This is a genomic window from Nannocystis bainbridge (assembly GCF_028368995.1).
Classification (GTDB): Bacteria; Myxococcota_A; Polyangia; order Nannocystales; family Nannocystaceae; genus Nannocystis; species Nannocystis bainbridge.
The window spans coordinates 2,185,176-2,204,784 of record NZ_JAQNDL010000003.1 but is presented as its reverse complement, the minus strand read 5'-3'; the positions used below and the strand labels follow the sequence as shown (position 1 = coordinate 2,204,784).

General features: G+C 67.9%; 11 protein-coding genes. 7 read left to right on the top strand and 4 right to left on the bottom strand.

The window, feature by feature from the left end; translation table 11 throughout:
* Positions 1–14: 14 nt before the first annotated feature.
* Positions 15–9,299: a Tc toxin subunit A-related protein gene (locus POL25_RS33965; protein ID WP_272090461.1), complete on the bottom strand. Its 9,285-nt coding sequence runs from the start codon at positions 9,297–9,299 to the stop codon at positions 15–17.
* Positions 9,300–9,759: 460 nt separating this feature from the next.
* Here POL25_RS33965 and POL25_RS33960 point away from each other — a divergent pair, with 460 nt between their 5' ends.
* Both POL25_RS33960 and POL25_RS33955 read left to right on the top strand, forming a co-directional pair.
* On the top strand, positions 9,760–10,101 hold the full coding sequence (locus tag POL25_RS33960) for a hypothetical protein (protein WP_272090460.1): 342 nt from the start codon (positions 9,760–9,762) through the stop codon (positions 10,099–10,101).
* 806 nt (positions 10,102–10,907) lie between these two features.
* The gene (locus POL25_RS33955; RefSeq protein ID WP_272090459.1) at positions 10,908–11,654 is read left to right on the top strand and encodes a PAS domain-containing protein; all 747 of its coding nucleotides are present in this window, start codon (positions 10,908–10,910) and stop codon (positions 11,652–11,654) included.
* 306 nt (positions 11,655–11,960) lie between these two features.
* On the opposite strand, the gene POL25_RS33950 is transcribed toward POL25_RS33955, so the two are convergent.
* The 3 genes from POL25_RS33950 to POL25_RS44660 form a co-directional block, all read right to left on the bottom strand.
* Entirely contained in the window at positions 11,961–12,341 is a 381-nt protein-coding gene (locus POL25_RS33950; RefSeq protein WP_272090458.1) for a VOC family protein, read from the bottom strand.
* Between the two features lie 193 nt (positions 12,342–12,534).
* Positions 12,535–13,275: a helix-turn-helix domain-containing protein gene (locus POL25_RS33945; RefSeq protein WP_272090457.1), complete on the bottom strand. Its 741-nt coding sequence runs from the start codon at positions 13,273–13,275 to the stop codon at positions 12,535–12,537.
* Positions 13,276–13,529: 254 nt separating this feature from the next.
* Entirely contained in the window at positions 13,530–13,763 is a 234-nt protein-coding gene (locus tag POL25_RS44660; protein ID WP_272090456.1) for a SlyX family protein, read from the bottom strand.
* 117 nt (positions 13,764–13,880) lie between these two features.
* Here POL25_RS44660 and POL25_RS33935 point away from each other — a divergent pair, with 117 nt between their 5' ends.
* The 5 genes from POL25_RS33935 (at position 13,881) to POL25_RS33915 (ending at position 19,084) form a co-directional block, all read left to right on the top strand.
* Positions 13,881–14,729 (top strand): alpha/beta fold hydrolase, encoded by an 849-nt coding sequence (locus POL25_RS33935; protein WP_272090455.1) that lies wholly within the window; start codon positions 13,881–13,883, stop codon positions 14,727–14,729.
* Positions 14,730–14,765: 36 nt separating this feature from the next.
* Positions 14,766–15,875 carry a chorismate synthase gene (gene aroC / locus POL25_RS33930; protein ID WP_272090454.1) on the top strand — a complete coding sequence of 370 codons (1,110 nt, stop codon included), beginning with the start codon at positions 14,766–14,768 and terminating at the stop codon, positions 15,873–15,875.
* Positions 15,872–16,558 carry a hypothetical protein gene (locus POL25_RS33925; protein WP_272090453.1) on the top strand — a complete coding sequence of 229 codons (687 nt, stop codon included), beginning with the start codon at positions 15,872–15,874 and terminating at the stop codon, positions 16,556–16,558. The genes aroC and POL25_RS33925 overlap by 4 nt, the downstream gene beginning before the upstream one ends.
* A gap of 48 nt (positions 16,559–16,606) precedes the next feature.
* Positions 16,607–17,371, top strand: a complete 765-nt coding sequence (locus POL25_RS33920) for a hypothetical protein (RefSeq protein WP_272090452.1) — start codon at positions 16,607–16,609, stop codon at positions 17,369–17,371.
* Between the two features lie 339 nt (positions 17,372–17,710).
* A complete protein-coding gene (locus tag POL25_RS33915) occupies positions 17,711–19,084 on the top strand; it encodes a proteinase inhibitor (RefSeq protein ID WP_272090451.1) in 1,374 nt (457 codons plus the stop codon).
* Positions 19,085–19,609 lie beyond the last annotated feature (525 nt).

Sequence of the window (19,609 nt, the reverse complement as noted above, 5' to 3'; positions counted from 1 at the left end):
CCCGCTGGATTGAATCAGCTCACCTTGTGTGCGACGACGATGATGAGATCCTCGGGAGCATGTCCCCCGGACCAACCCGGAACCGTGAGGCTCCAGGCGCCGAGCGCTTGCGGCGGTGTGAGATTAGGGACGGCCTGCCAGAGATAGTTGTGCTTGCCGCCCTCGCCGGGCTCTCCATCGTGGAAGTTGGTGAAGCTGAACGGAGCGCCGATCGGCGTGTTTCCGGCCTTGAGCACGGAGTCTTCGAAGATCGGGGAGTCCGGAGCGGGCGCGATGTCCTCGTGGGAGGCCCAGCGCGCGAAGAGCAGGACGCCCTGGATGGTTCGCGTGCCGAGGGGGGACTGCGGGTGAGGGAAGCGCTGTTCCCCGAGATCGAGGTCGAGGATGGCTTCGCCGTTGGCTCCGTCGGCGACGAAGGCTCGCCATGCCTCCGGGAACTCCGCCCGGGCGCTGAAGATCTGGACCTGCCCCGCGAGGTTCCCGCTCGATTCCTCGCGCGTCAAGTTGTCCAGGGCGCCCTGCAGCCCCGGATTCACGAGGTCGAAGGTCGTCGAGCCGCCCTCCCGTGCCGTGTAGCGCACCGTCAATATGACATCCGAGATGGTCTCGTAGTCGAACTGTCGCAGCTTCTCGGGTAGAGCGAGGCGCCACTTGCTGTCCTCGAGCGCGCGCCCTTCGAACGGCAGGTATCGCTCGTCGCGGAGGTTCGGCTCGAACAGACCAGTATCCTCCTGGTTGACGCTGATGGCGACAGCCTGTGATGCACCGGTCCCCGCTTCCATTACGCCGTCCGCGGTGTAGCGAATCTCACCGGACTCGTACGTCAACGTGGCGCCGATGTTGGTGTAAGGACCAGTGACGGCCGGCATCGAGACTCCGACCAGTTTGATGCGGCGCAGGTAATGAGTCGCGTGATCGAGGTCGAAGATGACCGACGGGAGGTTGAAGTGGCAGGCGCCGGTCTTCCTCAGAGCGATCAGGGCCACGGGGTCGAGGCTGGCCAGGGAGATCCGCTTGGTGAGCTCGTACTCGCGGACGTTGTGCTCGTAGAAAGCGGCCTCCATGCGGCGAATGTCGTGGGCGAGCCTTTCACCGGCCAAGAGGCCCTGGCGCCGGTTATCCCAGTGGCCGAACTGGACGAATTCGGGCGTATCCGCCTGGACCGCGAGCTCGTAGCGGTAGCAGCGTTCGGCGCGGCGGGCGAGGTCGAGCGCGAGCTGATAGGCGAGGTGGTAGACCTTGCCGATCTCGCTGCTCATCCAGGAGTAGAGCTCGGCGTTGGAGAACTTCGATCGCATGAACTCCAGCGTCTCGGCGGCCTGCTCGGCTTGCTTGATGTGGTTGCCCAGCTCGAGCTCGGCCATCTGCTTGCGGATCTCCGCGGCGGTGATCTGGGCGTCGATCTGCAGCATGTCGGCAGCCGCCTGCGCAGCCTGGAAGTCCCACTCCTCTTTACGCCGGACGTATGACGCCTGGGTAGCGGTGCGGGCGGCCTCGCGGCTCTTCGCCTGCGCGTCCGTGGCCCGGTCGTCGCCCTGTTTCTGCTGCGGCCAGGCGAAGGCGGAGCCGCCGCTGGAGAAGGAGACCGTGGGCCAGGCGCCGCTGAAGCCCACCGACACACCCGGAACCAGCGCGACCAGCCTCGCCGCGCTGCGGTGGTGCTTGGCGGCCGCCTGTTCGTCGTTGGAGGCCTCGAGGGAGAGCGCGACCTCCCGGGTCTCCAAACCGTTCATGTACTGGCGCGAGCTGTAGTGCTGCTCGCGGTGCGCCGCGACGGCGCGGCTCCTCCGCAGGGCCTCCAGGTTCTCCTCCGCCTCGCGGATGGCCTGCTCCTTGACGCCACGGACGAGCTTGAGGAGGTCGACCTCCTGGGTGCTGCGCAGGATGGCCAGCGCCTCTGCATCGCGCTTCTCCAGCGCTTGCAAGAGGGCTGCGCCGAGGTTGCTGACCTGAGCGGCGAAGTCCTTGGCGATCGAGAGGTGGGGCAGGAAACGGTAATGAGGCAGCGGGGCGTAGAGGTTGCTGATCGCGGTGCCGATATCGATGCCCTGGGCGACCGCGCGGGCCAGCAGGGCCGGGTCGATCGGAGGGTCGTAGAGAGAGAGGTCGCGGCGGATCCCGTCGATGTTGAGGCAGTTGCGCAGCTTGAACAGCCGGTCGGCGACGGTGTCCCAGTAGCCGAGGAGCTTGTCGTTCGGGGGGATGCAGAAGTAGAGCCGGGTGTTCGTCGGACCGTCGTCGGGGCCGGCTGCGAACGCGTTCAGCGAGGACATCGGCTGGCAGGGCGTGAAGGTCGGCGGTTCGCTCACGATCGACTGCGAGACGGGAGAATTGACGTAGACGAATTTGTAATCATCGATGTAGTTGGCCTGATAATCGGCCTGAGCCATCATGTCGTGCGGGATCATGGAATCCTTCCCGCTGATGCCGGTCATCTCGTTCTCGAGCTCGACCAGGAAGTTCGAGAAGTCGTCGATCGACTCCTGGGCCTCGCTCCAGTTTTTGTCGGACCGATCTTCGTCATCGAGTTTCCGCGGCTGGCGGCCGAGGATCTGCAAGGCGAGGATGTAGAGCTGCGCCGCTTCCTGGGTGCTCTCGCGCGTGTCCTGGCGGAACAGGTCGTCACCCCAGGCGATGAGGTTGTCGAGGTACTTCATCACCACCGAGCGCATGTAGGCGGTCGGCCGGGACCGTGCGAGGTCGTGCGGACGGAACGGATTGGTCCGCGAGCGCTCGATCTGGACGAGCATGTCCGCTTTCTTCGCCTTGAGATCGGGGTCCGAACCCTCGTAGTGGAGGAGCTGCAGCAGCCAATCGATGGAGTGATTCTCCGAGGCCTCGCGGAACGGCTTCAAGCCCCAGAAATGCACCTTGTCATCCTCGAGCGCCGTGGGCTTGCGCAGCGGGTTGAAGACGAAGCCGAGCCAGCGCTGAGCTTCGGCGAAGCGACGCTCGGCCATGAGGCGGTCGGCGACGAGCATCGGGATGTGGAAGAAGATCTCCCAGTTGTAGACGCTGTAGGCGCCGCGGTCCGAGAAGTCGATGGTCGCGGTGGGCAGGGGCGTCTCCAGAGTCGTGACGCCGTCGAAGTAGTCGTGACCATCCTTCAACGGACGATCGATGGCCTGGTAGAGCAACGAGCCATTGCCGATCTGCGCAGCGACGATCGGATCCAGGAGGCCACCCACGCCGAACCGGCGCACTCGCTCGATGAAGAGGCAGGCGTACGGGTGATAGAAGGGGACAGCGACGTAGCCGTTTTCCCAGTCGTCCGAGGTCCAGGTACTTTTCGTGATGATGTTGTCGCCGCCGGAGAGTTCGTCGATCACATCCGTGTCTACCGGGGGCGGCTGGTACTCGGTCGTGACCCCAGCGGCCCCGAAATAAGGGATGAGACCGTGAGGGCCGCCTCCCTTCAGGAGATGAGCGTCGGGGGAAGCGTCGCTGTGTCCAGGGTCGAAATGATCGATATACAGGGCGACATCCTCGTCGGCGAAGATGAACGGCCGGGTGACGTCTTGAAATGCCTGTTGCGCCGGGAACAGCACGGTCGAAAGTTTATCCTGGCACTTCAGGACTGGCGGGCGATACCCTCCGTTCGGACCCTGGAGTTTGAGTCCGTGCGAAGAATTGATGGTCTTCGGATGAACCGACACATGTTGAAAACTCCACCTGTTGTCAGCATTCTCTACCGAGATCCTGGTCTTCGGCTTTTTGCTGGGCCATTTTCCGATCGAGCGGAATGTCTGTCTGCATGGCATATGAGTGAAACGGGCGGTCAAGTGCTTGTCGGTCAAGAGACTCGGCGCCGTGGCCCAGATGAGAACATCGCGACCGATGAACTCCGAGAAGAGCCGGAGGTCCGACCTGTGAACCGTGAAATCGTTCACATCGTGTCGGTAGACGTCGAGCAGCACGCGGTCATCAGAGACGAAGACGCCGCTCCATGCGTCATTCATGCGCTCGACCCAGTGGAGACTGACCTCGGGGAGTTCGGTGGTTTTAGGCACGGTCGTCGCGTTGTTGTCGATCTCCGGCTTCTGCTTCGTCCGGACGTCGATGTGCGGCCAGACGAGCATGAGGCGGCGGTTCAGGACCATGGGGAGGACGCCCTGGTGGTCGACCTGGAAGGGGAGCTCCTCCCACGCGGTCCAGTAGGCGTTGTTCTCGCGTCGTCGGTAGAACAGCTTGGAGGGGTCGGCGTGGCTGTGGGCGAAGATGTGCATGCGCTCGAGGACGCCGGCTTCCACCTCGTGAAACATGCCGCTCGGCTGGAGATGGGAGATGTCGCGGAGCCCCTCCAGGTAGCGGACGAAGGCCCGCTCGACGGCTGCCTCGTCGATCTCGGTCTGGCTCAGGGCTTCCTCGAACTGCTTGAACAGGTGTGTCTTGTCGTCACGAAGTTCGGGCAGGACCCAGTTCTCGGGGTAGAGGAAGATCTTCCGGTTCGCCTCCCAGACGCGGTAGCGCTTCATCCACGCCCACTCGGCGGCGTCCTCGTCGGACAGGATGACGTTCTCGACGAGGCCCATCAGGGCGCGCTGGACGAACAGCTGCACGGCCGCGGTGGTGAACAGCAGGCGGGTCGTGCGGTTGCACGGCGCCATGTCGACGTCCATGAGCAGCAGCCCGAACAGATCCTCACGGCTCTTGAGGCTCTGCTTGTGCACGATGAAGTCGGCGAGAGCGTCGCGCTGCTGCACGCGCAGGCGGTCACGGATCGGCCGCGCCACGCCGGTCCACGCGGGTCCGTCGAACTTCGCCCGGGCTGCGCTGCGGATCGCGGCGGCCTTGTCGCTGTCGATCGGCTGCTTGGCCCAGTCACGCAAGGTGGAAGGATGCACACCGAGCCGAGCGGACAGCCGGAAGGCCGCGGCGAACCCCTCGATGGGGTCGAGGCGCTTGAGTTCAAGCTGGGTGATGGCTTCGGAGGCTTCGAAGGCCTGGAGGAGGGTAAGATCCCACCCGGCCGACAGCGCGAGAGTCTCGAGGGCGAGAGCCTTGTCGAATCCGCTCGTGGCGAAGCATTTCGTCAGGATATCGGTGAGGACGGAGCTGTCGGCCAGCAGCGAGTCTCGCAGACGGACGGCGCGGCGCAGCCAATTCCAGCCGGCGTAGCCGTCGTACAGAGCGGAGCCGACGAGGGCAGACTTGAGACTGACGAGGTTCGGGAGGTCGACCTGCGCGTCGGTCTGCAGCAGCAACCAGCGGAGCAGATCGGGACCCAACCGGAAGCGAGTCGAGATCCGGGCGACCTTGAGGAGCCCGCGATACACCTCGGCCGCCGGCCAGACCGCGCTTCGGCTGAGAAAGATCCGCGGGAACGTCCGCTCCTGGACCAGCGGTGCGTCCGCGTCGGAGTCGAACGAGTCCTTGGCGAAGAAGACATCCGAAGTGAATGTGGTAAGTGCGCTCCCCGCGTCGAACTTGCGCAACAGGGTGTCGGTCTCGGCCACGTCGAGCGAGCAAGCGACGGACAGCTGCTGGACGACGACGCGTTCCAGAACCTGGCGACGGAGCCAGGCCTTCAACTCCGGGACGAGGAGCTCGGCGCGTGCCTCCACGCTCTCGGCTTCCTCGAAGCTCGTGTCGAATTCCTCGGCAGCGGAGCTGCTATCAGGCAGGAAGAACAGGAGCGCCCGGCGCACGGCCTGATAATCCGTGGGGAGCGGATTCGTCTCCTTGCGGATGAACCTCATCGCGTCGCGGATCTGCTCGGGGGGCAGCGGGCGCACCAACATCGCCTCGATCTGCTCGAGCAGAGGCAGGTGGTCCGGCGGCAGGCTTTGCTTGTGAGCGCTCTCGGCCTGCTGGAGCGCGACGATGAGCCCGATCAGGACCCGCATCACGCTGATGTCGTCGCTGTGGAAGGTGTGAGCGTTGGTGTGTCGAAGGACCCAATCGAGCTCGGGGACCGCGAAGCCGGAAGCCTTCACGGCCAGGGCGACCTCGATGAGCTCGCGGACGAGCGCGCTCGGCGTTCCCGCGAAGGCGCCCGGTACGGCATTGAGGTTCGGCGTGTACTTCGTGAGGGTGACGAGGTCGGGCACCGAAAGCCCGACTGCGGCCGCGATCGAAGCGACACGGTAGAGCTTGGAGAGGTTGGCGTGGTCGAGATCCGAGGCGTCGGTGAGACCCGTGGCGGTGTAGATCACGTCGAGCGAGGCTTCGTCGACGCGGAGCACCGCAAGCAATTCGTCCTTGACCGCTCCGAGGGTGGTGCTTCCGTCAAGGGTGATGAAGGCCGGATGGAGCACGCGCGGGCGTACGACTTGGTCGTAGTACGAGGGCTTACCTTCGCCGTAGCTGATACGGTCGAGAGGGCCGAACCACGAGAGGAGCTCGTGCAGGGGCAGTTGCGGAAAGCGCTGTCGCAAGCGCAGGAAGCTGGAGAGCCCGTCCATGCCTGAGGAGATGAAGGGGAGGGACAGCGCGCGGGTCGTCGCGTCGAGCTCCGGGATGGTCCAACCGAGCGAGCGCTTGAGCCGGAGGAAGCTCTGCAGCATCTCCAGGCGGATCCAGGTCAGGCCATTGTTCTCCGTGTTGGCGGAGTCGACGAATTTCGCGTTCTTCAAGCTGCAGGGTGTGTCGAACCAGATCTCGACGTTACCGGCGAGGTCCCGGGTCAGCAGCAATTCCTTGAGCTCGTCGAAGGTGAGGCCGGTCCGCTCGAGGAAGGTCTCGACCTTGTTGATTTTGGTGAGCCACGTCGCGTCGCCGAGGGCGAAGCCCCAGAGGGTCTCGAGGTCCTCGTCGTGCAGGGTGGCGAAGCGGACGATGTTGCCGGCGCCCGGAGCCAGGTTGAGGCGCTCGTCGACCCGGTACGCTTGATGAGCGTCGAGGTCCTGAAACCACTCGAGCGCGTCCTGGATCTCCAGGCGAGAGGTGCCCATCGCCTGCAGGTACGCTTTGGCCTCTGCGTGAGGCAGGTCGAACGGGAGGTTGAGCGGGAAGCAGGCCTTGGCCGGGTCGGCGAGCTTCGCGTATACGCCGAGGTGGATGTTCTCGGGATAGACGAGCAGGTCGTCCGCGCTCCACGCGGTCTGGCGGTCGTTGTTCGGCGAGCCGGAGACACCGAGGAGGCCGTGGGCTCGCGACTCCAGCACCTCGTTGATGAGGTCCAGCGTCGGGAGCGGCGTGTCGGAGTTCTCGCAGCTCAGGTCGACGAACAGCAGTTCCGGGCGATGCGAGGCGAGCCAGAACATGATGCCTGGACCCGACGGCGTTCGCCGGTAGAGGAATTGCATGATGTCGAGGAAGTAGGCCGCAGGCCCGAGCACCGATTCGCACGGGGGGCAGGCGCAGTAGTCGCGGCTGTCCAGCTTGGCTTGAATTTCCGGATTGCTGGAGCGGGGCGTCGGAACGGCGGCGAGCGGCGGGAAGTGCATCTCCGGCCGCGTGAACAGCCATGAGTTGACCGCGGTGGTGGCGATCTTCTCGGCCTTCTGATAGGTCGCGTCGAGGGTCCTGGCGTCCAGGGAGGCGCTGAACTGAGCCTTGAAAGCGGCGTAGCCCATGCTGCGGATCTGCGCGGCGGATGTAACGCCTTCGGAGAGCAGGGCGACGGCGGTCTCGGTGCGGCCGTAGCGGGGCGACATTGCAAAGACGCGCTGGACCTTGAGCAGATCCTCCCGCAAGGCGTTGAATTCAGGGCCCGGCTCCGGCACCTCGTTTGCGTCCGTCAAGAACGATTTGACGTGCGTGCGGTCGAAGCTGAAGTCCGGGTTGTTCGACAGGAACCTGGGGATGTCGGAGGTCACCGACCCTGCCGGAAGACGGGTGGCGAGATGCGCCGAGGGGTAGAGATCCGCGAGCATACGGGCCATCGCGGCGGCGTAGTTCTCCCGTTGCGCGGTGGTGGTGTCGCCTGGAACGCCGTCGGGTGTGTGTACAGGGCCGCTGCCGACGGTCTCCCCCAGCACGGTTACCCACTCATCTTCGCTCAGTCGCGCGAGGTCTGCGGCGCGGCTGAAATCGCCCGCGGTGCGCTTACCGTCGAGGTACGTGATCAATGGCTCATGGCCGCCGGAGATGGAGCCGACTTGTAGCGCAAACTGGATCTTATCGACGAGGGCGTCGTCAAAGCCGTCGCGCACCCGTAGTTCTTGCCAGAACAGCTCTGCGGTGCCGGTGTGTGCCCCGTACGCACGGGCGAAGTCACGGGGCTTACCTTCAGGCAGCCCGGCCGCGATGAGGATCGCACCGACCGGAGTGGATGACTCGCCATCCTCTGGGACGACGCGATCGACGCGAGCGTCGCCGAGCTCTGTGATGATCGTAGGGATTTGTGCCGTCAGCGTCGGCGGCACCACGTTGTCCGCGACGGCCTGGGTGATGGCCTGCGTGATCTCGGTCGCGGAGAGGCCGGTGACCGAGGTGGTCGAGAGAGGGATACCTGCGTGGGCGAACGCGACGAAGACCTGGGGCGAGAGCGTGGGGTACTTCTCACTCAGGGCATGCGCGCGCGCCATCGTGGTGACGACTGAGCGATCGAGCTCGGTCCGGCATTGCATGAATCGGACGTCATCAGGTTTGAGCTCGTCAAAGGTAATGGAGTGGAGCAGATCACTCAGGATGGCGTAGTCGCGGTCGTAGTTTGATTTTCCGACGTAACGGGCGTTGTTCGGGACCAGACGGACGGTGAGGTCGGCGGGCGGGTTGCAGAAGTCGGAGGTGATCGCATCGATCGCGTTGGCTTCGACATAGATGGTGAAGTCTCCGAAATCGGAGTGACCGCCCGCAGTGCCGGGATAGCGGATCATGAACCGGCCGTCGGAGCCGCTGGTGCCTGTGCCGACTTCGTCCTCGCCGCGCAGCTTCCTCTTGTAGACCTTGATGCTCGCCCCGATCACCGGGATGCCGTCGGCCTGCGTCACGAAGCCGCTGACCGAGAACATCGGTGCCCCGGTGACGGGGGTGTAGGTAGGGTTGGCGGTGAGGTGGACAGACTGGTTGCCGCGAACCAACGCACGGGAGACGTAGACCGTCTGTGTGCCGATGACGATCCCCTGGTCGTCGTAGACGCGGAATAACACTTCCCGGTGGCGGCGGTCGCCGAGGAGGGTCTCGACTGTTTCATCGGCCAGAGGGATCGCAAAGAATCCGGTGGATGTGGTCATCGCCATCCCGGGCGGGAGATCTCCCGACGAACGGCCTACTGCCGGCCGAGGTTCGAATTCCAGGCCGACATCCAACGCCATCTCCACCCTCACATTGGTGAGGGGGCTATATCCACTGCCGGAACTCGTGACCTTCCCACGGATCGCATTCGTCATACGCAATACATCCTTCAGACCCATTCAGAGGGTCAGTACACCTAACCGCGGGCTCCCCGCAGGAACCCCGTTTTCGTCGATGCACGGCTATAGCATCTCGATCGAGCCGTCGGCAAGGTCTGAATTCGCCCGAGATGCGCGATGAGTCGCTGGTGCGAGAGCGGCCGGCGGCGGAAGAGAACCACTCTAGAGGGCGTTGCGTGGACCGTCGGGCAATCTCGGGTGCTGCTGAAGCATTCAGGGCTCCGATCGAGGGAGTGCGCGAGTTGCACGAATGGGACCAGGTCTCGATAGAGGCCACGAAGAGAGAAATGGATGGCCCCAATCGTAGTTGGGTGGGCTATGTCGCCAAACTTCAGACAACGTGGTGGGCGCGTGGTGGTGGACGGATACAAGCATTGCGTGGGGAGTGGCGGCATGTTAAGGTCACGGCGTGTCGAGCGCAGATGGTCGCGCATCGAGCCGATGGATGAAAGGAGACGCGATGCCTTCAGAGAATTGCTGTGTCACCGCCGGTGAGCTGCGAAACATCTATTTCGAGTCAGGAGCCACACCGATTCAGACCGTGTACGAGGTTCCCGCGGGCAAGATATTCGTGCTGACGGCGTGGACGCTCGTCAACGAGGGCAGCCAGGTGGTCACGGGGCGGCTCCGCCGTGGGCCAGATCGGGTCGCGTTCAATCGTGTGTTCGAACCGGGGGTCTTTTTCAGCCATGTCACGTACCCCAACGGCATCGCGTTCGGGCCGCTGGAAGCGATGGTGCTCGAGACGCCGTTCAACAGCGGGCGGCACTACTTCTTCGGGTACGAGCACGACGTGCCGTGACGTCCGAGGCGTCGAAGGCCGGGAATAAGAGGGGCAGGCGGGTCGTTCATCGTCGGACGGGAGATGAACGGCGGCATGGGGTAGGGACGGAGATGCATCAGACGGGTCGGGGGGCGCACCAATGCGAATCATCGCGTCGGCGCGGCAGGGCGCGCAGCGAGCTCGAAACGCCCATGTGAGCGACGGCCGTGCCCCCGATGCGGGTTGGGGGCATCGCCGATGGGCGCCGTGGGGTCGAGGGCGAGTATGACTCGCGAGGGTTACGAGCTCGAGTTGTCTGCGGCGCTGGCGACCGGGTTCTCGTGTCCCGGGTAGCTGTCGCTATTCCGGTGTGCCTTCCATGAAGCGACTGGCGAGTGGGTTATCGATGAGCTCGGTTGCCCGCTTCGAGCGGGGAAGCGACGCGTGCATCGCGACTCGGGTGATGGTGGCCCGGCTACAGCAATGTGCGGTGCGGAGCGGGCGCGTGCGTCGCTTCTCAGGTCAATGGCCGTGAATCGTGGCGACCTCGATTGCAGGTTGCGGGGAACGCGGCCATGTCATCGGCGACATGTGGATTGATGGTAGCGGCGCGGGTTCGCGCGGTTACGGTGATTGCGCCTCGGGGGGCTGCTGAAGCGGAGCGGTGTTCTTGTCGGCGGTCGGCGCGTGAGCGGGAGGTCGCTCTTGGCGCGCTTGCTCCGTCGCGGTCGCTGGCGTAGGACTGAGGGCCCGGGAGGGGTGTCATGGCTGACCGATCGGACGAGGGGACGCGCGCGGGAGAAGAGGGGCTCCGCGAGCCCGATCCGCAGGCGACGCTCGAGCGGGTGCTGGCGCTGGTCAACAGCGTGCCCAGCCTCGTGTTTCTCAAGGACACGGAGTTCCGCTACCAATTCATCAATCACACGTTCGCGCGCGACAGCGGGAAGACGCTGGCGGACATGTACGGGCGCGGGGACGAGGTGATCATGCCGCCCGAGTTCGTGGAGCAGGTCCGCGCGGACGAGCTGAAGGTGATGGAGAGCGGGGTGCCGCTGGCTTACGAGGAAGAGGTGGTGACGCCGAAGGGGCGTAGGCACTTCTCGGCGGTGAAACTGCCGGTGTACGACGAGTCAGGGAAGGTGATCGGGATCGGGGGGTTCATGACCGACATCACCGACCGCAAGCTGCAAGAGCTGGAGCAGCAGCGCATGATCGCGGCCCAGCGCGAGGCGCTGCGCGAGCTCTCGACGCCGCTGCTGCCAATCGCGGCGGGGGTGCTGGCGGTGCCGCTGGTGGGGGCGATCGATGCGGAGCGGGCGAGTCAGATCGTCGACAATCTGCTGCACGGGATCGGCGAACATCGAGCGCACACGGCGATCCTCGACATCACGGGCATCCGCGTGATGGATACGGAGGTGGCGCGCGCGCTGGTCCAGGCGGCCGGTGCGACGCGACTGGTGGGGGCGCGCGTGGTGCTGACGGGCATCAGCCCGGAGGTGGCGCAGACGCTTGTGACGCTCGGCGTGGACCTGAGCGGGATCGCAACGCTGGCGACGCTGGCGGACGGGATCGCGTTCGCGTTGCGCGCGTGAGCCGGTGATCGCGGGGCACGCGTCGGAGGCGAGCGGGGCTGGCGGGCGTCCGCTGCGAGGGTGGCGCTGCAGAGGCGATTGCGGAGCAGGGATCGCGCGGCGCGCGGGGGCACGCCTCGGAGGCACACATGAGGCTGGTGGGCGTCCGCTGTCAGGTGCTGCTCGCGGAGACGATTGCGTTGCGGGAGTGAGCGGGTGATGGGGTCGCGCTGCGGAGGACCGAGATGCGGCAGAGCCCGGAGACCGCCTGCCCGCAATGTGGGGCGGTCTGCGGGTGAATGCTGGCACTTCGAGGTGCGGCGAGGCTCAGGCGAGCTTCTGGGCGAACACGAGGTCGTTGCCGGCGGGGTCGCGGACGATGGTCTCGCGGGTGCCGTAAAAAGTGTCGCGTTGGTCGACGAGGCGGGGCCAGTCGCCGAGGGCGCGCTGGAGGGCGGGGAGGTCGTCGACCTCGATGAAGAGGGAGGCGCGGTGCGGGCCTTCGTCGTTGCCGGCGAAGTCGTCGCGCACCGAGGCGATGCTCTGCAGCATGACCTCGGTGCGGCCGGCGGTGAGGATGACGAAGCCGAGCCGACCTTCGTGGGGGACCTCGGCGGTCTTCTCGAAGCCGAGGCGGTCGGTCCAGAAGGGCAGGCACTGCTCGACGGACTCGACCACGAGGACGGGGGTGATGCGATGGATCTGCACGGCCGAGGGATGCCACAGGGGGCGCGGCGGGGATTGTAAAAATGGTGCGCGGGGCGTGCGGCCGCGGGAGAGGGCTGTCCGGGGGGCCTGGAGAACGGGGTGGCGGGGTGACGGCGGCGCGAGTAGGCTGTCCGAGGGGACAGGTGATGGGGCGACGCGAGTGAGCTGTCCGAGGGGACAGGTGATGGCGGGGTCACGAGGGGTCGGTCGGCGCCAGGGTGCGGGCGTAGGCGCCGGGGGTGAGGCCGCCGAGGGCGCGCATCTCGTGGATGAAGTGGGCCTGGTCGTGGTAGCCGAGCTCGCAGGCGAGGGCGGCGTGGTCGCGCGGGGCGGCGCGCAGGGCCAGGGCGGCTCGTTGCAGGCGCAAGACGCGGGCGAGCTCTTTGGGGCCGACGCCGACGGCCTGGCGCACACGGCGAGCGAGCGACTGGCGGGTGATGCCGAGAGTGTCGGCGAGCTCGGCGATGCTGGGAGGTCGCGTCTGGGCGAGGGCCCGGGTGGCGCGGGCGACGAGCGGGTCGAGGGGGTGGCGGCGATGCGCGAGCAGCACGCGGGCGAGGTGGTGGACGCGGGCGCGGGCGTCGGGCAGGGTGGCGAGGACGTCGAGGAGCGCGGCGGCAGGCCAGCCGAGCGCATCGACGGGGACGCGGGCGTCGGTGAGGGCGTCGGCAGGCACGGTGAAGAAGGCGCGCGCGGCCCCGGGGCGGAAGCGGACGGCGACGATGTCGGAGGCGGTGTCGGGGACGAGGAGGGCGCGCGTCATGGTGCCGACGACCTCGATCCGCGGGGCGCCGACGAGGTGCACGATCACGTCGATGCAGCCGTCAGGGAGGACGCGGTAGCTGCGGTCGTGCTGGGGGGCGTCGACGGTGCGGGTCCAGAAGGCGTCGACGAGGTCCGCGAGCTCGGGCGGGGCTGGGTGCTCGCGGTACACTGTTTGCGAGTGTAGCGGGTCGGGCGGCTCGAGCTCGCGGGCGAGACTCACTCGCGGAGGGGAACGAGACGGACTCGTGGGCGGCGGGCGGGAATCGCTCGCGAGCGGTGAGACTCACTCGCGGAGGGGGGACGAGGCGGACTCGCGGGCGGCGGGCGAGAAACGCTCGCGAGCGGTGAGAATCACTCGCGGAGGGGTGACGGGACGGACTCGCGGGCGGCGGGTGAGAATCACTCGCGGGCGGCTGGTGAGAATCACTCGGTCTCGTCGTCGAGGGCGGCGAGCACGTCGGCGGTGCTCGGGGGGGAGTCGTCCGCGAGGTCGCCGCGGAGGCGGGACAGCTCGCGCTGCATGCCCTCGACGGTGGCGGTGAAGCGGCGGAGGACGGCGTCGAGGTCGTCGATGGTGCGCTCCTGGAAGGCGAGCTTGACCTCGAGCTCGGTGATTCGCTGTTCGAGCCTGGTGATGTCGGCGTCGGGGGCGGGCACGGCGTGGGGATACGCGGGGCGCGCGGCGCGTGCAAGCGGGGGCGGGTGCGGCCGTGCGCGCGCGCGGGTGCGGGTGGGTTGAATCCCCCGGCGCGGGGCCTTAGGCTCGTGGCGCGCGTGCCGGAGTTCGTCGACATCCTCGATCCCGTGGCCGGTGCAGGCCTGGTCGGTCAGGTCCGGGTCGATCGGCGCGCGGGGCCGGAGGACGGGGCGGCTCCGCCGCTGGTGATCCTCGGCGGGATGACGCAGACGCTGTCGAGCTGGGGCGGGCAGGTGCGGCCGCTGTCGGGGCAGCGGCCGGTGATCGTGTACGAGGCGCGCGGGCAGGGGCAGACGCGGCTCGACGTGGCCGATGTGTCGCCGCCGGTGCACGTCGGTGATTTCGAGCGGCTGCTGGACGCGCTCGGGGTGACGGAGCCGGTCGACCTGTGCGGGTTCTCGTTCGGCGGGCGGGTGGCGCTGACGATCGCGGCGGAGCGGCCCGAGCGGGTGCGGCGGCTGGTGCTGTCGGGCGTGAGCGCGGGGCGGGGGGTGCTCGGACGCGTCATCGTCCGCGCGTGGCAGGAGTCGCTGCGCACCGGCGACCTCGAGGCGCTGGCGTGGGTGAGCCTGGGCGATACGCTCGGGCCGCGTTACCTCGAGGCCAACGAGGCGGTGCTGGAGGCGTTCGTCAGGGCGACGGTCCAGCGCAACACGTACGCGGGGATCTCCGCCCTGTTCGCACAGACGTTGAACGACACCCCGGACTCGCCGTGGACGCCGCTGCAGCTGGCGCCGCGGGTCCAGGCGCCGACGCTGCTGCTGGCGGGGGCGCTCGACCGCCTGGCGCCCGCGGGCGAGCTGGAGGCGCTGGCAGGGGCGTTCGCGGGGCCGGCCCGCGCGGTGGTGCTGCCCGAGGTCGGTCACACCGTCGCCATCGAGGCGGCCGAGCGCTGGCGCGCGCTCGTGCAAGAGTTCCTGGTCTGAGTTTCCTGGCGTGAAGGACATGTTCTTGGGGACACCATGAGCGGCAACACCTTCGGACATGTCTTTCGGGTCACGACCTTCGGCGAGTCACACGGCGGGGGGCTCGGGGTGGTCGTCGACGGCTGTCCGGCGGGGCATCCGTTCCCGCACGCGCGGATCGCCGAGCAGATGGCGCGCCGGCGGCCGGGCCAGGGCAAGCTGACCTCGGCGCGCCAGGAGGCCGACGCGGTCCAGGTGTACAGCGGGCTCGAGCCGGAGACGGGGCTGACGCTCGGCACGCCGATCATGATGATGGTCGGCAACAGCGACGCGCGCAGCCACCACTACGACGACCTGGCGGCGCTGTACCGGCCGTCGCACGCGGATTACACGTACGACGCGCGCTACGGGCTGCGGGCGGTGGCCGGCGGCGGGCGGGCGTCGGCGCGCGAGACGGTCGGCCGGGTGGCGGCGGGGACGCTGGCGGAGGACCTGCTGGCGGCGCTGCACGGGATCGAGATCGTGGCGTGGGTGGCGGCCGTCGGCGACGTGGTGCTGCCCGCGGTCGACGAGGCGACGTTGACGCGCGCGCAGGTCGACGCCAGCGCGGTTCGCTGTCCCGAGGGACATGTCGCAGAGGACATGACGGCGGTGATCGAGGCGGCGCGCAAGCAGGGCGACACGGTCGGCGGGGTGGTCCGCTGCGTGGTGCGCGGGGTGCCGGCGGGCTGGGGCGCGCCGGTGTTCGACAAGCTGACGGCGGACCTGGCAAAGGCGATGATGAGCCTGCCGGCCAGCCGCGGCTTCGAGGTCGGCGACGGGTTCGCGTCGACCAGGCTGCGCGGGTCGCAGCACAACGACCCATTCGTCAAGGACGAGCGCGGGCAGGTCCGGACGGTCACCAATCATTCAGGCGGGATCCAGGGCGGGATCAGCAACGGCGAGGCGATCCGCCTGGCGGTCGCGTTCAAGCCGGTGGCGACGATCTTCCAGCCGCAGCAGACGGTCAATCGCGCCGGCGAGGCGGTGACGTTCCAGGCCCGCGGGCGCCATGACCCGTGCGTGCTGCCGCGGGCGGTGCCGATGGTCGAGGCGATGGCCGCGCTGGTCCTGTGCGACCACATGCTGCGGGCCCGCCTGGCGACGATGGACGGGCTGCGGCGATGACGGACGAGTCCCCCGAGGCGCGCCGACGGGCGTTCCGGGTGGTCTCCGGGGGCGAGCGGCCGGCGCTGCCGCCGGGGCCGCTGGTGTACGATCTGCCGCCCGAGGCGGTGCAAGAACCTGTCTATATGGACATGCCCGGAGGGCCACGTGTGCTGGCGCCCGGGGCCCCGCCGTCGCCGGGGACGGCGCCGCTGGAGATCGCGCGGCACCTGCGGCTCGGCGAGGCGCTGGTGTGGTGGGACGCGAAGGCAGGCTTCGACCTGCGGCCGCTGGCGTGGATCGGGGGCATCAGCGCGGCGGTGCTGCTGGTGGCGAGCCTGCTGGCGCCGGAGTTCTGGGACCAACCGTTCGCCGATCTGTGGCGGCCGATCGCGGTGCTGCTGTCGCCGATGCTGCTGTGGCTGGTGCGCGAGCAATTCAGCCAGCGGGCGATCCTGGTCACCGATACGGCGGTGCTCGAGGTGCCGCGCCGCGGAGAGCCGCAGCGGCTGCAATTCTCGGCGGTGCAGCGGGTCCGTCGCGATCTGCTGACCGGCGGGGTGGTGCTGACCGGCAAGCTCTCGAAGATCCGGGTGCCGGCGAGCCTGGTCGACCGCACGCGGGCAGCGATCGCTTCGCAGCGCAAGGGGGCGCTGCGCAGCCAGGCGGAGCGGCCCGACGATCCGCTGCGCTTCATGGGTTAGGCGCGCGCATCGGTACGAGCTGCCGGTGAGTCGTGGTATTCGGATGGGGTGATCGAGCACGAGGCCCTGCCGGCGCGCGAGTATGGGGTGTGGATCTGGGCGGTGACCGGGGCGGGCTCGGTGATCTCCGAGTTGGTCGCCGCTCGCCTGGCACGCGACCCGGCGCGGCTCGACGCCGAGGCTCGGAGCGCGCTCGAGTTTCGCGTGGGGCTGGACCTCGCAAGCCTGCAACGGGGCCGCGACGCCGAGTTGCGCGCGCTGTTCCGCGAGGTGTCGCCCGCGCTGTCGGGGACGGCGCAGACGGCCGTCGCGGCGGCAGCGGAGGGGCCCGGGTATCTGCCAGCGCGGCCCCTGGGGATGGCGTACGTCCAGCAGATCGGGACGGCGCTCGGCGAGAACCCGCGCAATCACAAGCCGCCGGCGGGGGCGCCCGCCAGCGGTCTGCTGGCGCGCCGCGGGCTCGCTGCCGGCGGCACGGTGCGCATCACGACGCCGACCGTGGAGGGGACGTCGACGGTGTCCAGTGCCACGATTCGCGCGCTGCTGCAGGGCCTGCGCGAGAGCCCGCGGCTGTGGGCCCATTGGTGCAACCTTTGTACGATCCACCGCGGCTGGGCCAAGGGGTTCAGCAGTTGCGCCGGCGAAGCCGCGGCCGCGCTGCCGGAGAGCGAGAGGCCGGCGGTGCTCGCCTGGCTGGCGGAGGCTGACTGGTGGTCGACGCCCGGGAGCGGCGCGCTGCGGGGGAGCACGGTGGTGGAGACGTTCACGTGCGAGGTGAAGCAGCGAGCGGTGGTGCGCACGCTGGTGGAGTGATTCGCCACGAGGGTGCGGCGATGGTGTGATTCGCGAGATCCCTGGTCGAGGCCGTCGAGCGACTCGTCGATGGCCTGTCCGAAGAGACATGAATCCGGTGGCACGATCGCGCGAGGCCCGGCTCGAAGCACGGCCGACTCGACAATAGAAACGACGGGGGTGGCGGGGCGGGAGGAACTGGATCATGGAAGCCTGAGGCGCTTGCAGGCGGGTTGTTCATGCTTTGTACGCGCCTGCTCGATAGTGCGCAAAAGCGGCTAGAATTCGTATCATTTTTACCTATCAAACGTCCTGAACGCGCCTTGACTCCTGAACAAACCTTTATCACACTCGAGCACCATGCTGCCGCTCCGCTCGACCTGGTCCCTGCAGTTGCTCGTTTTTGCGCCGCTCACGCTGGTGGCCGGGGGCTGCAATCGGAGCGGGGACCCGCTGATTCCGGAGACGGTGCTGGGGCACTGCACCTATAAAAATCGGTTCTCCAAGCGGACCGAGTGCCGCGAATACCGCGGCGACCGCTGGGACGAGGCGGGGGCGAGCGCGGACTGCCGTGATTGGGGCGCGGAGCTCGAGGGCGGGGCCTGCGAATATGAGGACATCCTCGGCGCGTGCATCCTCGGCGATCCGGAGCGGGTGATCCGCGTGGTCGTGCCCGGGGCGGACAACGGCGATTGTCGGCAGCAGGAGCGGGGTTGTGAGCTCTTCGGCGGCGGGATCTTCGTGCCCGGGCCGGTGTGCGGCGGCGAGGACCTGCCTGACCCGGTCGAGGGCAACGTGTTCCAGTGGCCGGTGCTCGAGTGCAAGCAGCCGCTCGAGGGCGAGCCGGCCGGTGCGGGCGAGGGCGGCGATGTCTGCACGTGGTCGATGATCTCGGGCTGCACCGAGCCGGGGCGCGACTTCGCGGAGTACGCGTCGTGCGACATGGTGCGGACGCAGCGGCCGTACTCGGCCCAGATGACGCCGGAGCCGCAGGTCGACGATCCGCGCCTGGGCGACACGGCCTACGCCGAGGAGCTGGCGTGGGTGACGGAGCAGGTGTCGGCGTGCGCGTGCGTGTGCTGCCATCAGACGAGCATCACGCCCGACGGGGCGGCGATCTGGGACATCGAGGCGCCCGGCAATTGGATCAACACTTTCACGCCGTACGGGCTGGCGTTCGCCGGCGGGTTCCTCGACTCGTCGCTGCTCGGGGCCTATCCGGCGGCCGAGAACAACGGCTTCGACCGCGCGAGCACGGGGCTGCCGACGACCGATCCGGAGCGCATGCGGGCGTTCTTCGCCGCGGAGCTCGAGCACCGCGGGATGTCACCCGACGATTTCGCCGAGGCGGACCCGACCCCGGCGCCGTTCTACCAGCAGCTCCTGTTCGAGCCGCAGGCGTGCGCAGCGGGCGAAGGAGCGGCGAGCGACGGGACGATCACGTGGGAAGGCGGCAGCGCGCGCTACCTGTACGTGCTGGCCGCCGACGCGCCGAACCCCGGTCTGCCGCCGAATCTCGACCTGCCCGAAGGGACACATTGGCGGGTGGAGGTGCCGTGGGACAGCGCGCCGATGCCGAGTGGCGGTGTCCGCTACGGGGAGTTGCCGGACGGCGCGAGCCAGAGCTTCCCGGTCGACGGGTCGCCGCCGGCGCTGAAGGACGGTTCGCGGTACTATCTGTACGTGCTGGCCGACATCGGAGTGCCGATCACGCGCTGCCTGTTCGAGTACTGAGCCGAGAGCAGCGAGGCGGCGAGCGGGGCGCCGAGCGTGTCACTGTCGGGAGTGACGCCGCGGGGGTGGCGGCTCTCGAATTGCGTCGTGCGGCGGCGAACGTGGCGCCGCTCGTGTCATTGTCCGGAGTGGCGGGCGTAGCCGATCCCGGGATCGTGGCGCGCGCGGTGTCGTGCGGGCGGCGAGCGCGGCGCCGCTCGTGTCATTGTCGGGTGTGACGGGCGTTGCCGGTCCCGGGATTGCGGCGCGCGTGGCGTCGTGGGGGCGGCGAGCGTGGCGTCGCTCTTGTCATTGCCAGGAATGATGCCCGGCATCCACTTGTGATTGCGGCGAGCGCGGCTTCAGGTTGCGGCGAGCGAGGCGCCGGTCGGGTGATCGCTGCGAGCGTTGCCACTCGAGATATGAAGAGGGCGGGTGGGGCGCCGTGCGATCGCGTTGAGGGTTTTTTGATGGTTCGTGAGATCTGGCCGAGGTTGCTGAAGTAGCCTGCCGAGGTCGGTGCTGTCCTCGATCCTCACCCGGGCG

What these genes read in the sequence shown, in the direction of transcription:
- POL25_RS33965 (WP_272090461.1), bottom strand. Translation starts at nt 9,299, where the DNA reads ATGGGTCTGAAGGATGTATTGCGTATGACGAATGCGATCCGTGGGAAG.
- POL25_RS33960 (WP_272090460.1), top strand. Translation starts at nt 9,760, where the DNA reads ATGCCTTCAGAGAATTGCTGTGTCACCGCCGGTGAGCTGCGAAACATC.
- aroC (WP_272090454.1), top strand. Translation starts at nt 14,766, where the DNA reads ATGAGCGGCAACACCTTCGGACATGTCTTTCGGGTCACGACCTTCGGC.
- POL25_RS33925 (WP_272090453.1), top strand. Translation starts at nt 15,872, where the DNA reads ATGACGGACGAGTCCCCCGAGGCGCGCCGACGGGCGTTCCGGGTGGTC.
- POL25_RS33915 (WP_272090451.1), top strand. Translation starts at nt 17,711, where the DNA reads ATGCTGCCGCTCCGCTCGACCTGGTCCCTGCAGTTGCTCGTTTTTGCG.